We start from the raw sequence: 17,606 nt of genomic DNA on the forward strand, positions 1-17,606 counted from the left end.
AGTCCCCGCGAGCCACCGCGCGCGCCGGGCGGACCGGACGGATCAGGTGGCCGTCAGGGCGCCACCGTGCCGTCGGCCAGTCCGTCGTACAGGCCCTGGACCAACTGGTCGCCGAGGCGGGAGGTCTCGCGCAGGGCGTCCTCGAAGGCGGCCAAGGCGCGGAAGCGGTCGCCGAAGCGGCGCTGTTCGGACAGCGGCAGGCGCGGGAGCTGGAGGCGGCGGACGTCCACGCGGGTCGCGGTGGAGGCGTAGCTGCTGGCCTGCCGGGTGTTGGCGGTGGCCCGGAGGAAGCCCGCCAGGAACCAGGGGTCGAGAGCCGCCGGATCGGGGCGCAACAGCTGGAGGTTGCGGCCGAGCGCGGCGCCCTCCGCCGAGGCCTCGACGACCCGGACCATCGCGCCGCCGCCCAGGACCGGGACGACCACGTCACCGGCGGCCAGGAGGACGGGCTCCTCGGGCGGGCCGTCGGGCAGGGCGCCCGACGGCGGCTGGGCGGAAAGGACGTCGTGGTCGGTGAGGACGGCGACCGGGGTGTCGGCCGGGGTCGTGCCCGCACCTCCCGCGCGGAGCGTCAGGGCCCCGGCGCGCGCGAGTTCGCCGACCGTCGTGGTGGGCCGGCCGACGCCGACGGTGCCCGCCGGGTCCGTCACGGGCGGCGGCGTCAGTTCCCGCGTACGGCGCAGGGTCTCCGTCAGCCGCTCCCGTACCCCCGTCAGCTGGGCCGCGCCCTCGGCGGCGGCGGGTGGCGGCAGGTGCCGGGCCGGAGCGAGGTCCACGTCGTCGTCCAGAAGCTCGATGACGGGGACGGAGCGGCTCGCTCCCGGCGCCCCGGCCACGGTCCCGTCCCGGTCGAACGGCGTCCAGGCCTCCAGTACGGCGGTGTGCACGGCGGCCCAGTCGAGCCGGTCACGGCCCTGACCGTCCCTGGACGGACCGGTGTGGTCGGAGGCGGTGTCGACGAGGAGGAGTTCGGCGGCGTGGCGCTCGCCGGGGACCGGCTTGCGCAGCACCCACAGGTGCAGCGGGACGCCGTACGGGGGCGCGGCGCCCGCGGGCAGCGCGATGACGGCCCGCAGGGCGCCGCGGCGGAGCAGATCGGCGCGGATCCGGCGGCCCGAGCGGCGGGAGGCGGCGGCCGGCGGCATGAGGAGGACGGCGGTGCCGCCGGGGCGGAGCCGGGCGAGGGCGTGCTGCACCCAGGCCAGTTCGGACTCCGTGCGGGCCGGGAAGCCGTACTCCCAGCGGGGGTCGTACGCGAGCTCGTCGTGGCCCCAGTTGCGCTCGTTGAACGGCGGGTGGCACAGGACGGCGTCGGCGGCCAGCGTCGGGAAGGCGTCGGCACGCAGGCTGTCACCGGTCCGGACCCGGATGTCGGCGTCGGTGGAGAGCGCCAGGCGCAGGGCGGTCAGCGCGGCGAGATCGGGGTCGGAGTCCTGGCCGCAGACGGCACCGGGGTGTTCGACGGCGCTCAGCAGACTTCCGGTGCCGGAGGCGGGGTCGAGAACGGTGAGGGGGGTGACGGTCCCGCCTTCCGTACGGGTCCCGGCTCCGCCTTCCGTACGGGTCCCGGCTCCGCCTTCCGTACGGGTCCCGGCTCCGCCTTCCGTACGGGTTCCCGCTCCGGCTTCCGTACGGGTTCCGGCCCCGGGTTCCGTGCGGATTCCGGCTCCGGCGAGTGCTGCCATGAGGGCCGCGGGCCCGGGTGGCGTCAGTGTGTACTGGCGCGGGTTGGCGTCGAGGTGACGGCCGAGCAGGAACTCGAAGGCCTCCTGGACGCCCGTCCCGGCCGCGAGTTCGGCGGCTCCCCGCAGCAGGGGCATGGAGGGCTTCAACGCGGTCGCGGTGGGAGTGAGGACGGCCCGCTCCGGGCCGATGCGCTCGGTGAGCGTCTCCTCCAGCGCGACCGGCAGCACCTCCACGAGCCGCTCGTCCGGGAGCTCGGCCAGCGACGGCCAGGCCGCCGACCGGTCCCGTACGAGAAGGAGCGCGCAGCCCGCGTGCACGAGGGCGGTGACCGCGCCGGCGGGATGGCCCGCGATCTGCTGCCAGACGCGCTCACGGAGCGGGACCTCGGCCAGTTTTCCCTGGTCGCGGAGCCATCGCTCGACCTCGGCGAGGGCGAAGGACGGACTGGTCTCCGTGCCGCCCACGGGCTTGGGGAAATCGGGATGACGGCGGCGCCAGTTGCTGACGGCGGCCCGTCCGACCCCGGCGAGCCGGGCGATCCCGGCGGCGGTCACCTCTGTTGCGCCCGACTCTCCTGCGCTCTCCGGCACCCGACCCATCTCCCTGGCTCACCCGCTGACGCGTCCTCGTGTGACTCCGATCTTACTGACGAACGTCCGCAGCACCACTTCACAGCGTGAGTCGACCCGTCCCTCGTGAACCGTGTTGACTCGGTTCACAGCCTCTGGTCTGATTGACCCATCGCGCCAGACATCTTCTCTGTCCGGGAGGACACACCCATGTCGTACGACACCCAGGTTCCGCCTGCCGCGCCCCACACGCACATGCGCAACGGACTCGGCACCGCCGCCCTGATCCTCGGCATCATCGGCACGCTCTCCGGGCTGATCCCGCTCCTCTTCTGGCTGGCCGGCATCCTCGGCCTGATCGCCCTGATCCTGGGGCTCGTCGGCAAGGGCCGCGTGAAGCGCGGCGAGGCGAACAACAAGGGAGTGACGCTCACCGGCGCCATCCTGGGCCTCGTGTCCCTGGTCCTCTCGGTCGTCGGCCTGGTCATCACGGTCACGGCCGTCAGCGAGGCGGTCGACGAGCTCGACAAGAGCATCAAGGAGACGGCCCCGAAGGACCCGTCGGGCACCCCGAGCGGCAAGGCCCCCGCGGACTCCGCGTCGAAGCCCCCGGCCGACAAGAGCGGCAGCCTGGCGGCCGGCGACACCCAGGTCTACGAGGACGACGTCGAGGTCACGGTCTCCAGCCCCAAGCCGTTCACCCCCAGCGAGTACGCGGCCGGCCACACCAAGGGCAACAAGGCCTACCAGGTCACCGTCGTCGTCAAGAACGCCGGCAAGGAGAAGTTCGACGCCGTGGCCGTCATGGTGAACGCGCGGGCGGGCCAGGACGGCGTCGAGGCCGAGCAGGTCTTCGACGAGAAGGCCGGCACGGGCTTCGAAGGCACCGTCCTGCCCGGCAAGAAGGCCACCGTCACCTACGTCTTCGACGCCCCGAAGGACGCCAAGAACCTGACCGTCGAGGTCACCCCGGGCTTCGCCTACGACGCCACCCAGTGGGACCTGAAGATCGGCTGACCCGAACCGGCCCGGCCCCTCGCCCTCCCCTCGCACTGCCCCTCTCGGAGACACCACCACCATGCGCGCACACGCCCACCCCCGCCCCCGGACCCGTCGGACCGCCGTCGCCGCCCTGCTGTGCGCGACCGTCGCGCTCGGCGCCGCGGCCTGCGGCCCGTTCGGCGAGGACGAGAAGCCGGCGGGCGCGTTCGGGGACCTGACGGGGTCGCAGATCGTCGACAAGGCCTTCGCGGCGACGAAGTCGGCGAAGTCGGTGACCGTGCGCGTCGACCTGAGATCCGCCGACGAGCCGACGAGCGGCTTCCTCGCCCTCGACACCCGGGGGAAGTGCGCCGGCACGCTGACCCTGGGAGCGACCAGCACGGCCGAGCTCGTCAAGGCCGACGGCAAGAGCGTGTACATGCGCTTCGACGAGGCCTACCTGCGCGAGCAGGTCAAGGAGGAGAGCCCGGAGGTGCAGGAGGCCACGCTCAAGGAGCTCAGGGGCCGCTGGCTGGAGGCGCCGCTGTCCGACCCCGACGCGAAGGACATGCTGGAGCTCTGCGACCTGAAGTCGCTCCTCGGCGGGTTCGAGCAGGGGGCGAGCGGCATCGTGAAGGGCGAGGAGACCACCGTCGACGGGCAGAAGGCCCTGAAGCTGACGGAGCCGGGGGTCGACGGCGAGTCGTCCACGCTGTACGTGGCCACGGAGGGCACGCCGTACGTCCTGAAGATGGTCACGGTGGGCGGCGACGAGCCGGGGACGATCGCGTTCTCGCAGTACGGGAAGCCGGTCGCGGCGAAGGTCCCGGCAGCCGACGACATCGTCAGGACCGATTGACCGGATGACACACGCGGAGGACACGCGTACGGGTGAGGGGCCGCTCCCGGGGGGGAGTGCGGCCCCTCACACGTACGTACGCGAACGTCAGAGGCTGTGCCGGACCCAGACGTTGGGCTCGACGTAGACCGCGTAACCGCGCGAGGCCTCGCAGTGCACGGGGACGAGCGCGCCCTCGACCTCGACCGGGCCGTCCGCGTCGAAGGGGAGGCCGGTCCACTTGCGCCACTGCTCGACGGACCCGGAGACGGTCATCGAGGCCGGGGCCACCGCCTCGATGACACCGCCCGCGCGGACGTGGACGCGCAGCCACGCATCGTGCGGCAGGCCGTCGGCCTCGCGGGTACGGAAGGCGTACTCGTGGATGGAGGCCTCGGCCTCCAGGTGCTTGCCGTTGGGGCGGACCGGGGCGACCAGCTCGGTGAAGCCGCGCCCGGCGACGAGCTCGCGCATGGCGGCCAGCATCCGGTGCGAGAGTCCCTGACCCAGGGTGCTCGTGTCGACCGTGATCTCGATGGCGCTGACGGTGTCGGCCTCCCGGCCGTGCTTCAGGTCGGAGAACGCCCAGAGCAGCACCTCGTCCCAGCCACGGGCGGGCAGCTCGCGGCGGCCGTCGACGTCCAGCCGGAACGGGACGCAGAAGCCGCGGGCGACGACCTTGCCCTCCGTGTCGGTGGCCACGAGCACGTACTCCGGGAGCTCACGCACGATCCGCCCGATGTTCGCCCAGCCCACCGGGTCGTACATCATGAACTCGGGCCAGAGGTCGCGCATGCCCCACATCGGCCCTTCCAGTTCGGGGCGCTCGGCGAGGGTCGATATGTTCAGGTCCATGCGAGCAGGCTAAAGATCATTTCCGGCCACGCCAACCGGATTTCCGGGATCCGGCACGCGCTACGGAAGTTTCTGCTGCGGACACCCGCCGAGGACCCGCTTCATCGCGTCCCGCTCGCCGCCCGTCACCCACACCCCGTACTTCTTCTTCACCGCGATCTGCCGGGCCACATAGGTGCAGCGGTACGCCTTGTTCGGCGGCAGCCAGGTCGCCGCGTCGCCGTCGGACTTGCGGCGGTTGGTGGAGGCGTCGACGGCGAGCAGGTTGAGCGGGTCGTTGGCGAACCGGCGCCGGGTCTCCCCGCCCCACTTCTGCGCCCCCTTCTGCCAGGCGTCGGAGAGCGCGACGACATGGTCGATGTCGACCTTGCTGCGGCCCCGGACGTAGCGGACGGTGGTGCCGGTGTACGGGTCGTCGGTGAGGGTGCCCGAGGCGACCTTGCAGCGGCCGTCCGTGAAGCGGACGCCGGCCAGGTCGCGCTTGAGGATGTCGTCGCGGGTGCCGCAGCCGTTGCCGTCGACGTCCACCCACGCGCGGCCGAACTTCTCCCGCTCGTAGCCGGTCTTCGGGGCGCGGCCCTTCACCGTGAGCGTGTCCACGGCAGCGAGGGCGGTCCCGCGCGCGGCGGGCTTTCCGCCCGTGCCCCCGCCGGATTCCGGGCTGTCAGCTCCGGGCGAGCAGGCGGTGGTTATGAGCGCGGCGACGGCGAGTGCCGAGGCGACCAGGGTCCTTCGATACGTCAACACCCTGGAATCCTAGGCCGAGCGATACGGGGGCCTTCGTACCCTTGGTCACGAATCGGACGGCTCGAAGGCCCCACGGACCGCACCGGTTCACACCTTGCCGATGCCGAGGGTGTTCTCGGAGGGCAGCAGGCCGGAGCCGATCGCGGCCAGCCAGGGGCCGCCGAGCAGCTCGGCGAGCCGGGCGGTGCCGTCCGGGCCGAGGGCGGCCCAGGGGACGGCGGCGAGCTCGTCCGTACGCCGCTCGACCTCGGCGCGCAGGCTGCGGCCCGCCTCGGTGGCGGCCCCGTCCGCGTCCAGGAGACCCCGGGCGATGAGGCGGTCGCGCGCCGCCGCCCACTCCTCGGCGCTCCAGCCCCGGCTCTCGAAGACGGGCTCGGGTGCGGCGCCGATCGCCGCGAAGGAGACGAGCGCCTCGACGGGGTCGAGCCCCGCGTCGACGAGGGCGTCGAGGTGCCCGTCACCCCGGTGTTCGCGCAGGATCGTCGCGGCCTGCCAGAGGACCAGGTGCGGGGCCTCGGGCCGGGGCAGGGCGGCGTTGGCGACGGCGAGCGGGCGGGCGGGGGCGGCGGTCGCCGTCGCCCCGTCGGCGGCCGCGCGGGCGAGGGCGGCGGCCTCGGCGAGTTCGGGGCTCGCGAGGAGCTCCTCGCCCAGGACGGCCCGGTACGTGCGGTCGACGGCCCGGAGCCGCGCGGCGAGGACGTCGGCCGGGGCCGCGGTCTCCCAGACGGCGGGGACGTACCGGGCGATCATCGCGGGGCTGAAGCTGTAGAAGGCGTCGGCCACCCGGTCCGGACCGGCGGCACCGAGGGGAGCGGTGCGCCAGGCGAAGTACGAGGGCCAGCGCTCGGAGGTGTCGTAGCCGAGGGCGGCGGCCTCGTCGAAGGCCTCGGGGGCGTAGTAGAGCAGGGCGTGCAGGGGTTCGAGCAGGTGCCACATCTGACGTACGCGTCCGGATTCCACGGCAGGCTCCTCTTCGCTCACTCACTATCTAGTCAGTGACTAGATAGTGCTCCGCGCGTCCCGAACTTGTCAATGACTAGATGACCGCTAGGCTCCTCCCATGACGAGCACGAGCCGGAGTTCCTACCACCACGGCGACCTGCGGCAGGCGGTCCTCGCCGCCGCCCTCGACGTCATCGCCGCCGACGGCCCCGCGGCGCTCAGCCTGCGCGACCTCGCGCGCCGCGCGGGCGTCTCGCACGCCGCGCCCGCCCACCACTTCAAGGACCGCACCGGACTCCTCACCGCCCTCGCCACCGAGGGGTACGGGCTCCTCGCCGAGACCCTCGCCTCCGCACCCGGGCTGCGCGAACGCGGGGTGCGGTACGTGCGGTTCGCGGTCGAGCACCCGGCCCACTTCCAGGTCATGTTCCAGCCGGAGCTGCTGCGCGCCGACGACCCGGACCTGCTCGCCGCCAAGGAACGCGCCTCGGCCGAACTCCGCGCGGGCGTCGCCGACCTGACGGACGTCCCCGACGCCCGTACGGCGGGCATCGCGGCCTGGTCGCTCGCCCACGGTTTCGCGACGCTGCTCCTCACCCACAACGTGACGGGCGCGCTGGGCGACCGGGACCCGGAGGAGTACTTCCGCTCCCTCACCGGCCTGCTCTTCACCGGCCAACTCCCGCCCGGCGAACCGGAAGACGGGGAATAGCCCGCGCCGGTCAGCAATTGACGGAGAACATGAGAACCACGAACACCCTCCGTCGCACCGCGATAGCCCTGCTCACCACGGCCACCATCGCCCTGGCGCCGACCGCCCTCGCCACCCCCGACCACACGGGAGCGGGCGGCTCCTGGCGCGGCGCCTGGGCCGCGTCCCCGCAGGCGCCGACCGCGCCGTTCGCACCCAACTGGTCACAGCAGGGCTTCGACAACCACACCGTGCGACAGACCGTCCGCGTCACCGCCTCCGGTACGCGGGCCCGCATCGAGCTGAGCAACCGCTACGGCACCACCCCGCTGCACGTCACCGGCGCCACCGTCGCCCGCACGGACAAGGGTGGTGCGGTGCGGGCGGGTTCGGTCCGCACCCTGCGCTTCGACGGCCGTCCGTCCACGACGATCCCGGTCGGCGGGACCCTCCTCAGCGACGGAACGCCGTTCCCGGTCAAGGCCTTCGAGTCGCTGACCGTCACCCTCTACCTGGCGGGCCGGACCGGCCCCGCCACCTTCCACCACGTCGCCGGCGCCACCAGCTACCGGGCCGACGGCGACCACCGCGCGGACGTCGACGGCACGGCCTTCAAGGAGACCGGCACCTCCTGGTACTTCCTCTCCGGCGTCGAGGTCACCGGCGGCCGTGACACCGCCCGCCGCGACGGCATCGTCACCTTCGGCGACTCGATCACCGACGGCGTGGGCTCCACGACGGACGCGGACAACCGCTACCCGGACGAACTCGCCGAACGCCTGGCCGCGGCCGGTCGCCCGCGCGCCGTCCTCAACCAGGGGATCGCCGGCAACCAGGTCGTCAACGACACGACCTGGGCGGGCGAGAAGGCCCTGACCCGCTTCCGCCAGGACGTCCTGAACGAGCGGGGAGTCCGCACGGTCATCCTCCTCGAAGGCATCAACGACATCGGCGGCAGCACCGTGACCTTCCCGGCCGCGCCCACCCCCGACGTCTCCGCGGCCGAACTGATCAAGGGCCACCGCACCCTGGTCCGCCAGGCCCACGCGAAGGGCCTGAAGGTCATCGGCGCGACCCTGACCCCGGTCAAGGGCTCCTTCTACGACACCCCCGCCAACGAGGCCAAGCGCGACGCCTTCAACGACTGGGTCCGCACCTCGGGCACGTACGACGCGATCGTCGACCTCGACCACGCGGTCGCGGACCCGACGGACCCCGACCGCATCCTCCCCGCCTACGACTCGGGCGACGGCCTCCACCCGAACGACGCGGGCTACCGCGCGATGGCCGAGGCACTGGACCTGAACGAGCTGTAGCCCCCGGTCGGGGGTGCGCCCTGGGCGCACCCCCGACTTCCCCTACGAGCCGAGAATCGTCGTCAGGAACTCCCCGGTCCACGCGAGCAGTTCGCGTCCGACCACCGGCTTTCCGCCGATCTTGCCCGCCGTCGGGCGCGGCACCAGGATCTGGTGGACCGCCGGCTTGATCACCGTGCGCGGGTACAGCCGCTTAAGGCGCATTTCCTGCGACTCGCGCAGCTCCACCGGGGCGAAGCGGATGTTCGGGCCCTGGAGGACGATCTCGCCGACGCCGCAGGCGCGGGCCAGCATGCGCAGGCCGGCCACCAGGAGGAGGTTCTCGACCGGCTCCGGCAACTTGCCGTAGCGGTCGGTGAGTTCCTCGCGGACCGCCCGGATGTCCTCCTCCGAGTTCGCGGAGGCGATCGAGCGGTACGCCTGGAGGCGGAGCCGCTCGCCCGGTGCGTAGTCGTGCGGCATGTGGGCGTCGACCGGAAGCTCGATCTTGACCTCCAGCGGGGCCTCCTCCTCCACCCCGCCTTCCATCTGCGCCCGGTAGTCCGCGACCGCCTCGCCGACCATCCGTACGTACAGGTCGAAGCCGACGCCCGCGATGTGGCCGGACTGCTCGCCGCCGAGCAGGTTGCCCGCGCCGCGGATCTCCAGGTCCTTCATCGCCACGTACATGCCGGCGCCCATCTCGGTGTGCTGGGCGATCGTCGCGAGCCGCTCGTGCGCGGTCTCCGTCAGCGGCTTCTCCGGCGGGTACAGGAAGTACGCGTAGCCCCGCTCGCGGCCTCGGCCGACGCGGCCGCGCAGCTGGTGAAGCTGCGAGAGACCGAAGTTGTCGCCGCGCTCCACGATCAGGGTGTTGGCGTTGGAGATGTCGATGCCGGACTCGACGATCGTCGTGGAGACCAGCACGTCGAACTTCTTCTCCCAGAAGTCGACGACGACCTGCTCCAGGGCGGTCTCGCTCATCTGGCCGTGCGCCGTCGCGATCCGCGCCTCCGGCACGATCTCGCGCAGCCGCGCCGCCGCCCGGTCGATGGAGTCGACCCGGTTGTGGATGTAGAAGACCTGGCCCTCGCGCAGGAGTTCACGCCGGATCGCGGCGCCGATCTGCTTCTCCTCGTACGGGCCGACGAAGGTGAGGACCGGGTGCCGCTCCTCCGGCGGGGTGGTGATCGTGGACATCTCGCGGATGCCCGTCACCGCCATTTCGAGCGTACGGGGGATGGGCGTGGCCGACATGGTGAGGACGTCGACGTTGGCACGGAGCTTCTTCAGCTGCTCCTTGTGCTCGACGCCGAACCGCTGCTCCTCGTCGACGACGACCAGGCCCAGGTCCTTGAACTTGGTCTCGGAGGCGAAGAGGCGGTGGGTGCCGATGACGACGTCGACCGAGCCCTCCCGCATGCCCTCCAGGGTCGCCTTCGCCTCGGTGTCCGTCTGGAAGCGGGACAACGCCCGTACCTTCACCGGGAACTGGGAGTAACGCTCGCTGAACGTGCCGAAGTGCTGCTGCACGAGCAGCGTCGTCGGGACGAGGACCGCGACCTGCTTGCCGTCCTGGACCGCCTTGAAGGCCGCCCGTACCGCGATCTCCGTCTTGCCGTAGCCGACGTCGCCGCAGATCAGACGGTCCATGGGGACGGTCTTCTCCATGTCCTCCTTCACCTCGGCGATGGTGGACAGCTGGTCGGGCGTCTCCGCGTACGGGAAGGCGTCCTCCAGCTCGCGCTGCCACGGGGTGTCGGAGCCGAAGGCGTGCCCGGGGGCGGCCATGCGCGCCGAGTACAGCTTGATCAGGTCGGCCGCGATCTCCTTGACGGCCTTCTTCGCGCGCGCCTTCGTCTTCGTCCAGTCCGCGCCGCCGAGCCGGTGCAGGGTCGGCGCCTCGCCGCCCACGTACTTGGTGACCTGCTCCAGCTGGTCGGTCGGGATGTACAGCCGGTCGCCGGGCTGGCCTCGCTTGGCGGGGGCGTACTCGACGAGGAGGTACTCGCGGGTCGCGCCCTGCACGGTCCGCTGGACCATCTCCACGTACCGGCCGACACCGTGCTGCTCGTGCACGATGTAGTCGCCGACCTCCAGGGTCAGCGGGTCGATGGTCTTGCGGCGCTTGGCCGGCATCCGCTGGCCGTCCTTGCCGGCCGCCTTCTGGCCGGACAGGTCGGTCTCGGTGAGGACGGCGAGCTTGAGGGCCGCGTCCACGAAGCCGTAGTCGATGGAGCCGGTCGCCACGTGCACGACCGACGGCGAGATCTCCGCCAGGTCGGCGTCGAGGCGGGCGGCGATGCCCTCGCCGCCGAGGACCTCGACCGTACGGGTCGCGGGGCCGTGGGCCTCCGTGACGTAGACCGTGCGCCAGCCGTCGGCCAGCCAGCCCTTGGTGTCGGCGAGCGCGCGGGCGGTGTCGCCGCGGTACGACTCGGGGGCGTGCATGCCGAGGGTGAGGGTGTCCCCGCCGGAGCCGTCGGCCGTCGCGTCCGCCGCGAACGGCGACACCGACCACCAGGCCATCCCCAGCTCGCGCGCCCGGTCCCGGACGTCCGCGATCCCCCACAGCGAGGCCGCGCCGACGTCGATCGGGGCCTCGCCGCCGCCCGCCGTGGCCGCCCACGACGCCTGGAGGAACTCCTGGGAGGTCGCCACCAGGTCCGAGGCCCTCGTCCGCACCCGCTCCGGGTCGCAGACCACGGCCATGGAACCCTCGGGGAGGACGTCGAGCAGCAGTTCCATGTCGTCGACGAGGACCGGCGCGAGGGACTCCATGCCCTCGACCGCGATCCCCTCCGCGATCTTGTTCAGGAGCTCGCCCAGCTCCGGGTGGGCCTCGGCGAGCGCCGCCGCCCGCTCCCGTACGTCCGCGGTGAGCAGCAGCTCACGGCAGGGCGGCGCCCAGAGTCCGTGCTCGGCCACTTCGAGGGACCGCTGGTCGGCGACCTTGAAGTAACGGATCTCCTCGACGTCGTCGCCCCAGAACTCGATCCGGAGCGGGTGCTCCTCGGTCGGCGGGAAGACGTCCAGGATGCCGCCGCGCACGGCGAACTCGCCGCGCTTCTCGACCAGCTCCACGCGCGAGTACGCGGCGGCCGCGAGGCCCTCCACGATCTCGTTCAGGTCCGCCGTCTGCCCCGAGCGCAGCGCCACCGGCTCCAGGTCACCGAGGCCCTTGACCTGCGGCTGGAGCACGGAGCGGATGGGTGCGACGACGACGCTGACGGGGCCGGCCGCCGGGTCGTCGTCCCTCGGGTGCGCGAGCCGGCGCAGTACGGCGAGACGGCGGCCGACGGTGTCGGAGCGGGGCGAGAGCCGCTCGTGCGGCAGGGTCTCCCAGGAGGGGTACTCGACGACCCTGTCCGGGTCGAGCAGCGACCGCAGCGCGGCGGCGAGGTCCTCGGCCTCCCGTCCGGTCGCGGTCACCGCGAGCACCGGCCGCCCCGAGTCCCGGGCGAGCGCGGCGACGGCGAAGGGCCGCGCGGCCGCCGGGCCGACCAGGTCCACGTGCGGGCGGTTCCCGTCGGCGGCGGCCTTCACGGCCTCGGCGAGGGCGGTGTCCTTGACGACTACATCGAGCAGGCCGTGCAGGCTCATGAAGCTTTCCATCCCGGTGGGTGACGGGGGCGGGCAACGCGAACAGCCCGACACGTCTCACGGGCCGGGGTGGTACCGGACGCGTACGGCCCGGCAAGTGACCAGCCTACGACGTGCCACTGTCACTCGCCCGAAGGAAAGGCGCCACCCGGGAGAGTGAAGCGGCCGGCACCCGGACCCGTCGTAACGACGGGTCCGGCCCCGGTGCGTGCGCACCGGGGCCGTACTCCCCCGTTCCCCCGTTCCGTCCCGCGACCGCTACTCGCTCGCGATCGCGTTCAGGACGTTCATCCGGCCCGCCCGGAAGGCCGGGACCAGGGCCGCGAAGAGGCCCACGAAGGCCGATCCGACGAAGACGGTCAGGATCGTCGACCAGGGGATCTCCAGGACCCCGAGGCCTTCCAGGGCCAGGAGCTTCTGGGCGGCGGTGCCCCAGCCCATGCCCAGGCCCAGGCCGAGCAGCGCGCCGAACAGGGCGATCACCACCGACTCCAGGCGGATCATGCGGCGCAGCTGGCGGCGGGAGAGGCCGATGGCCCGCATGAGGCCGATCTCCCGGGTCCGCTCGACGACCGACAGGGCCAGGGTGTTCACGACGCCCAGGACCGCGACGACGATCGCCAGGGCGAGGAGCCCGTACACGATGTTGAGCAGCTGCCCGACCTGGTCCTGCAGCTCTTCCTTGTAGTCCGCCTGGTTGCTCACCTTGTACTGCGGGTACGGCGCGAGCGCGTCCTTGAGGGCCTGGTAGGCCTGGGTCTCCTGGCCGTCCTTCGCGCTGGCGAGGACCAGCAGGCTCTGCGGCATCCGCTCGGCGGGGACGTACTCGGCGAGGGTGGTGACGTTGGTGTACATCGCCCCCTTGTCGACCTGGCCGGTGTCGGCGGTGATCGCCGCGACCTTCAGCTTCGCCTTCTCGCCGCCCTTGAAGGCGACGGTCAGCACGTCGCCGACCTTCACACCGTGCTCGGTGGCGTAGTCGCTGCCGACCGACATGGCGCCCTTGCCGTAGGCGTCGGCGAGGGTGCCGGCGGCGGTCTCCCGACGCAGGTCCTTCATGTACGACGGGTCGGTGGCGGCCAGGTCGGCCTTCGTGGTCTTGCCGCGGGGGTCGGTGACGGTGGCGTCGACCCACTTGTACTCGCTGACGTGGTCCAGGCCCGGGGTCTTCTCCATGGCGGCCTGGGCCTGCGGCACGATCGGCTGCCCGGTGCCGGACTGCACGATGAAGTCGGCGCCGACGGACCGGTCCAGCTCGTCGGTGGCCGAGGCGACCATCGAGGAGCCGACGACCGACAGGGCGGCGACGAGCGCGAGGCCGATCATCAGGGCCGCGCCGGTGGCGCCGGTGCGGCGCGGGTTGCGGAGCGCGTTCCGTTCGGCCATCCGGCCGACCGGGCCGAAGATCCGCAGGACGACGACGCCCAGGGCGCGGACGACACCGCCCGCGAGGAGCGGGCCGATGACGACGAAGCCGAGGAGGGAGAGGACGACGCCGAGTCCGAGCCAGAGGGAGCCGGGGCCGGCCTCCGCGGCGCGGGCCGCCGCCACGAGCGCGGCCGCTCCGGCGGCGGTGAGGGCGAGACCGATTCCGCCGCGCACCCGGCCGGCCTTGCCGTCGGCGGGGGTGCCCGCGTCCCGGAGGGCGGCCATCGGGGAGACCTTCCCGGCGCGGCGGGCCGGGATGTAGGCGGCGAGGACGGTGACGACGATGCCGAGGGCGAGACCGACGGCCGGGGTCGTCCACTTGACGGTGAGGTCGCGGGTGGAGAGTTCCATGCCCACCGCGGACATCAGCTTCATGAGACCGACGGCGAGGCCGACGCCCGCGCCGACACCGGCGACCGAGCCGAAGAAGCCGAGGAGCAGCGCCTCGACGAGGACGGAGCGGTTGACCTGCTTGCGGCTGGAGCCGATGGCCCGCATGAGACCGATCTCGCGGGTGCGCTGGGCGACCAGCATGGAGAAGGTGTTGACGATGAGGAAGATGCCGACGATGAAGGCGATGAAGGCGAAGCCGAGCATCGCGTACTTCATGACGTCGAGGAAGCTCGCGACGTCCTCGCGGCCCGCGTCGGCGGCCTCTGCGGCGGTCTGCAGCTTGTAGCCGCCGCCGATCGAGGCGGCGATGTTCTTCTTCAGGGCGTCGTCGCTGACACCGGGCTTCGCATCGGCCGTGACCTGGGTGAACAGGCCTTCCTTGCCGAGGAGTTCGCGCTGCGCGGTGGCGGTGTCGAAGTAGACGACGGTGGCGCCCGGGTTGGTGACCTTGAACTCGACGATGCCGGAGATCTTCGCGGTGAAGTCACCGGTGACGGAGATCGTCCGCAGCGCGTCGCCGAGCTTCAGGCCGTGCTTCTCGGCGGTGGCGCCGTCGACGATCACCTCGGTGGGACCGCGCGGCTCATGGCCGGAGGCGATCTCCACCGAACGCAGCTCGTTCGGGCTCCAGTTGACGGCGATGGTCGGAGCGCCGCCGGTGGGGCCGAGGTTCTTGTTCTTCGCGTCGACGACGGTGACGCTCGTCGAGATGACCGAGCCCTGCGCGGCCTGGACGCCCTCGGTCTTCCGGACCTGCTCGACGAGCGAGGCGGGGAAGGACTCGGGGCGGCCGGTCGCCCCGGTCCCGTCCTCGACCGCCGCGCCCTTGGGGCTGACGGTGACGTCGGAGGCGGTCGAGGCGAAGAGCTTGTCGAACGTCGTGTTCATGGTGTCGGTGAACACGAGGGTGCCGCTGACGAAGGCGACGGAGAGCAGGACGGCGACGGCGGAGAGCGCCATCCGCCCCTTGTGCGCGAAGAAGTTGCGCAGCGAGGTCTTCAGGACACTCATGACGTCCGCCCGCGCGCGTCGAAGTCCTTCATGCGGTCGAGGACGGCGTCGGCGGTCGGCCGGAGCATCTCGTCCACGATCCGCCCGTCGGCGAGGTAGAGGACCCGGTCCGCGTAGGAGGCGGCGACCGGGTCGTGGGTGACCATGACGATCGTCTGGCCCAGTTCGTCGACCGAGGTGCGGAGGAAGCCGAGGACTTCGGCGCCCGCCCGCGAGTCCAGGTTTCCGGTCGGCTCGTCCCCGAAGATGATCTCGGGCCGGGCGGCGAGCGCGCGGGCCACGGCCACACGCTGCTGCTGACCGCCGGAGAGCTCGTTCGGCCGGTGCTTGAGCCGCTCGGAGAGACCGACGGTGTCGACGACCCGGCGCAGCCACTCGGCGTCGGGCTTGCGGCCGGCGATGTCCATCGGCAGCGTGATGTTCTCGATGGCGCTCAGGGTCGGCAGCAGGTTGAACGCCTGGAAGATGAAGCCGATCCGGTCCCGGCGCAGCTGTGTGAGCTTCTTGTCCTTGAGCCGGGTGATCTCGGTCTCGTCGAGGAAGATCTCGCCGCTGGTGACGGTGTCGAGCCCGGCGAGGCAGTGCATCAGGGTCGATTTGCCGGAACCCGAGGGTCCCATGATCGCGGTGAACTGTCCGCGGGCGATGTCGACGTCGACGGAGTCCAGCGCGACGACCCGGGTCTCCCCGGAGCCGTACGCCTTGACGACCTGACGCGCCCGCGCGGCGACGGCCGTACGCCCTCCAGTACCCCCGTGCCTGGGGATGGTCACAGCCGTGGTCACGGTTTTCTCCTCGGAGCGGTGAGTGGAGCAGTGGGTGGTTTGTAAGTTCAAGTTAAGAACCGCGAAGGCCGGTTCTCCTCCTCCGCCGGGACGAAGCACCCCTGGCCCGTAAGGGGGAGATGCCCCTAGGGGTTCCTCCACCCGTGGGCTTGGTGGGACCCTGACCCCGAACATTTAGGTGTACGAAGAAAGGAACGCCGCGGTGACGGAGCCGTACGTGAAGGGGGTCGCGCAAGCGGTTCCGACCACCCCAGCCGCACACCGCGGTCCCGTAGTGGCCGCCCTGATGCTCGGCATGGGCCTCGCCGCCATCGACGGCACGATCGTGTCCACCGCCGTCCCCCAGATCGTCGGCGACCTCGGCGGACTCGCCGTCTTCTCCTGGCTGTTCTCCGGCTATCTGCTCGCCGTGACCGTCACCCTGCCCGTGTACGGGAAGCTCAGCGACACCTTCGGCCGCAAGCCGGTCCTGATCGCCGGGGTCGTCCTATTCCTCATCGGCTCCCTCCTGTGCGCGGCCGCCTGGAACATGGCCGCCCTCATCGCCTTCCGCGTCGTCCAGGGCCTCGGCGGCGGCGCGCTCCAGGGCACGATCCAGACGATCGCCGCCGACCTGTACCCGCTGAAGGAACGCCCCAAGATCCAGGCGAAGCTCTCCTCCGTCTGGGCCGCCTCCTCGGTCGCGGGCCCGGCGGCCGGCGGACTCCTCGCGGGGTACGCGGACTGGCGCTGGATCTTCCTGATCAACCTGCCGGTGGGCCTGGTGGCGCTGTGGCTGATCGTCAGGCACCTGAAGGAACCGGCCGCCGCCCGCACCACGCCGCGCGAGCGCGTCCGGATCGACTGGGCGGGAGCCCTGTCGATCTTCGCCACGGGAGCACTCCTCCTCACGGCCCTGGTCCAGGGCGGCGTCGCCTGGCCCTGGCTGTCGGCCCCGTCCCTCGGCCTCCTGACCGGGGCGGCCGTCCTGGGCGCGGTGACGGTCCTCGTCGAGCGGCGCGCTGCCGAACCGATCATCCCCGGCTGGATCTGGCGCCGCCGCACGATATCCGCCGTCAACCTCGCCCTGGGCGCGCTGGGCCTGCTCATGGTCGCGCCGACGGTCTTCCTGCCGACGTACGCCCAGTCCGTCCTGGGCCTCGGCCCGATAGCCGCCGGGTTCGTCCTGTCGGTGATGACCCTGAGCTGGCCCATCACGGCGGCGTTCTCGAACCGGGTGTACGGCAGGATCGGCTTCCGCCTGACGGCCGTCATCGGCATCTCGCTCGCGCTGGCCCTGCTGCTCGCCTTCCCGTTCCTCCCGTTCCCGGGGGAACCCTGGCAGCCGGCCCTGATCATGCTGCTGCTCGGCGGCGCGCTCGGCCTCTTCCAACTGCCGCTGATCGTGGGCGTGCAGTCGACCGTCCCGTACGAGGAGCGCGGTACGACGACCGCGTCGGTCCTCTTCTGCCGCCAGGTCGGACAGAGCGTCGGCGCGGCGGTCTTCGGCGCCGTCGCGAACGGCGTCCTCGCCGCCCGCCTGGGCGGCGGCGACCTGGACACCCTGGCCCGCGCGCTGGACGCCCCCGGCTCCCTGACGGCCGAGACGATGGACGGCCTGCGCCGCGCGGTCGACACGGCGGTGGACTACGTCTTCGTGGGCGCGGCGGGCGCGGCCGCCCTCGCCCTCCTGGTCCTCCTGACCCTGGCACCGCGCCGCTTCCCGGTGTTGAAGGAGGCGACGGGGGACGCCCGGGGCGAGGACCAGGCACCGTAGGGAAGGCGAGAGCCCGCCTTCCGACG

Annotated in this window: 12 protein-coding genes; 5 read left to right on the forward strand and 7 right to left on the reverse strand. The window is 72.2% G+C overall.

From position 1 onward, the window contains the following. Nucleotides 1–53: 53 nt before the first annotated feature. A complete protein-coding gene (locus OG514_RS09085; RefSeq protein WP_266900797.1) occupies nt 54–2,240 on the reverse strand; it encodes an N-6 DNA methylase in 2,187 nt (728 codons plus the stop codon). Between the two features lie 225 nt (nt 2,241–2,465). Between OG514_RS09085 and OG514_RS09090 the strand changes: the two genes are divergently transcribed. Together OG514_RS09090 and OG514_RS09095 are read left to right on the forward strand one after the other, a co-directional pair. Further along, the gene (locus OG514_RS09090; protein ID WP_266892702.1) at nt 2,466–3,272 is read left to right on the forward strand and encodes a DUF4190 domain-containing protein; all 807 of its coding nucleotides are present in this window, start codon (nt 2,466–2,468) and stop codon (nt 3,270–3,272) included. 61 nt (nt 3,273–3,333) lie between these two features. Then, complete coding sequence (locus OG514_RS09095; RefSeq protein WP_266892703.1) at nt 3,334–4,095, forward strand: hypothetical protein; 762 nt, start codon at nt 3,334–3,336, stop codon at nt 4,093–4,095. A gap of 87 nt (nt 4,096–4,182) precedes the next feature. On the opposite strand, the gene OG514_RS09100 is transcribed toward OG514_RS09095, so the two are convergent. The 3 genes from OG514_RS09100 to OG514_RS09110 all read right to left on the reverse strand — a co-directional run bounded on the left by OG514_RS09100 (nt 4,183) and on the right by OG514_RS09110 (nt 6,612). Beyond that, on the reverse strand, nt 4,183–4,929 hold the full coding sequence (locus OG514_RS09100; protein WP_266892705.1) for an N-acetyltransferase: 747 nt from the start codon (nt 4,927–4,929) through the stop codon (nt 4,183–4,185). Nucleotides 4,930–4,989: 60 nt separating this feature from the next. After that, a complete protein-coding gene (locus OG514_RS09105) occupies nt 4,990–5,676 on the reverse strand; it encodes an HNH endonuclease family protein (protein ID WP_266892707.1) in 687 nt (228 codons plus the stop codon). Nucleotides 5,677–5,763: 87 nt separating this feature from the next. Continuing rightward, nucleotides 5,764–6,612: a hypothetical protein gene (locus tag OG514_RS09110; protein ID WP_266900798.1), complete on the reverse strand. Its 849-nt coding sequence runs from the start codon at nt 6,610–6,612 to the stop codon at nt 5,764–5,766. Nucleotides 6,613–6,736: 124 nt separating this feature from the next. On the opposite strand from OG514_RS09110, the gene OG514_RS09115 reads away from it, so the two are divergent. Further along, the gene (locus OG514_RS09115) at nt 6,737–7,330 is read left to right on the forward strand and encodes a TetR/AcrR family transcriptional regulator (protein WP_266892709.1); all 594 of its coding nucleotides are present in this window, start codon (nt 6,737–6,739) and stop codon (nt 7,328–7,330) included. A gap of 29 nt (nt 7,331–7,359) precedes the next feature. Beyond that, nucleotides 7,360–8,625 (forward strand): SGNH/GDSL hydrolase family protein, encoded by a 1,266-nt coding sequence (locus OG514_RS09120; protein WP_266892711.1) that lies wholly within the window; start codon nt 7,360–7,362, stop codon nt 8,623–8,625. Nucleotides 8,626–8,667: 42 nt separating this feature from the next. On the opposite strand, the gene mfd is transcribed toward OG514_RS09120, so the two are convergent. From mfd to OG514_RS09135, 3 genes are all read right to left on the reverse strand, one after another. Further along, nucleotides 8,668–12,207 carry a transcription-repair coupling factor gene (gene mfd / locus OG514_RS09125; protein ID WP_266892713.1) on the reverse strand — a complete coding sequence of 1,180 codons (3,540 nt, stop codon included), beginning with the start codon at nt 12,205–12,207 and terminating at the stop codon, nt 8,668–8,670. Nucleotides 12,208–12,465: 258 nt separating this feature from the next. Then, on the reverse strand, nt 12,466–15,039 hold the full coding sequence (locus OG514_RS09130) for an ABC transporter permease (RefSeq protein ID WP_266892715.1): 2,574 nt from the start codon (nt 15,037–15,039) through the stop codon (nt 12,466–12,468). Beyond that, nucleotides 15,036–15,824: an ABC transporter ATP-binding protein gene (locus tag OG514_RS09135; protein WP_055601397.1), complete on the reverse strand. Its 789-nt coding sequence runs from the start codon at nt 15,822–15,824 to the stop codon at nt 15,036–15,038. The genes OG514_RS09130 and OG514_RS09135 overlap by 4 nt, the downstream gene beginning before the upstream one ends. 217 nt (nt 15,825–16,041) lie before the next feature. Between OG514_RS09135 and OG514_RS09140 the strand changes: the two genes are divergently transcribed. After that, nucleotides 16,042–17,580 carry an MFS transporter gene (locus OG514_RS09140; RefSeq protein WP_266900799.1) on the forward strand — a complete coding sequence of 513 codons (1,539 nt, stop codon included), beginning with the start codon at nt 16,042–16,044 and terminating at the stop codon, nt 17,578–17,580. The last annotated feature ends 26 nt before the right edge of the window (nt 17,581–17,606 follow it).

It is taken from the genome of Streptomyces sp. NBC_00572, from assembly GCF_026341815.1.
In the GTDB taxonomy this organism is placed as follows: Bacteria; Actinomycetota; Actinomycetes; order Streptomycetales; family Streptomycetaceae; genus Streptomyces.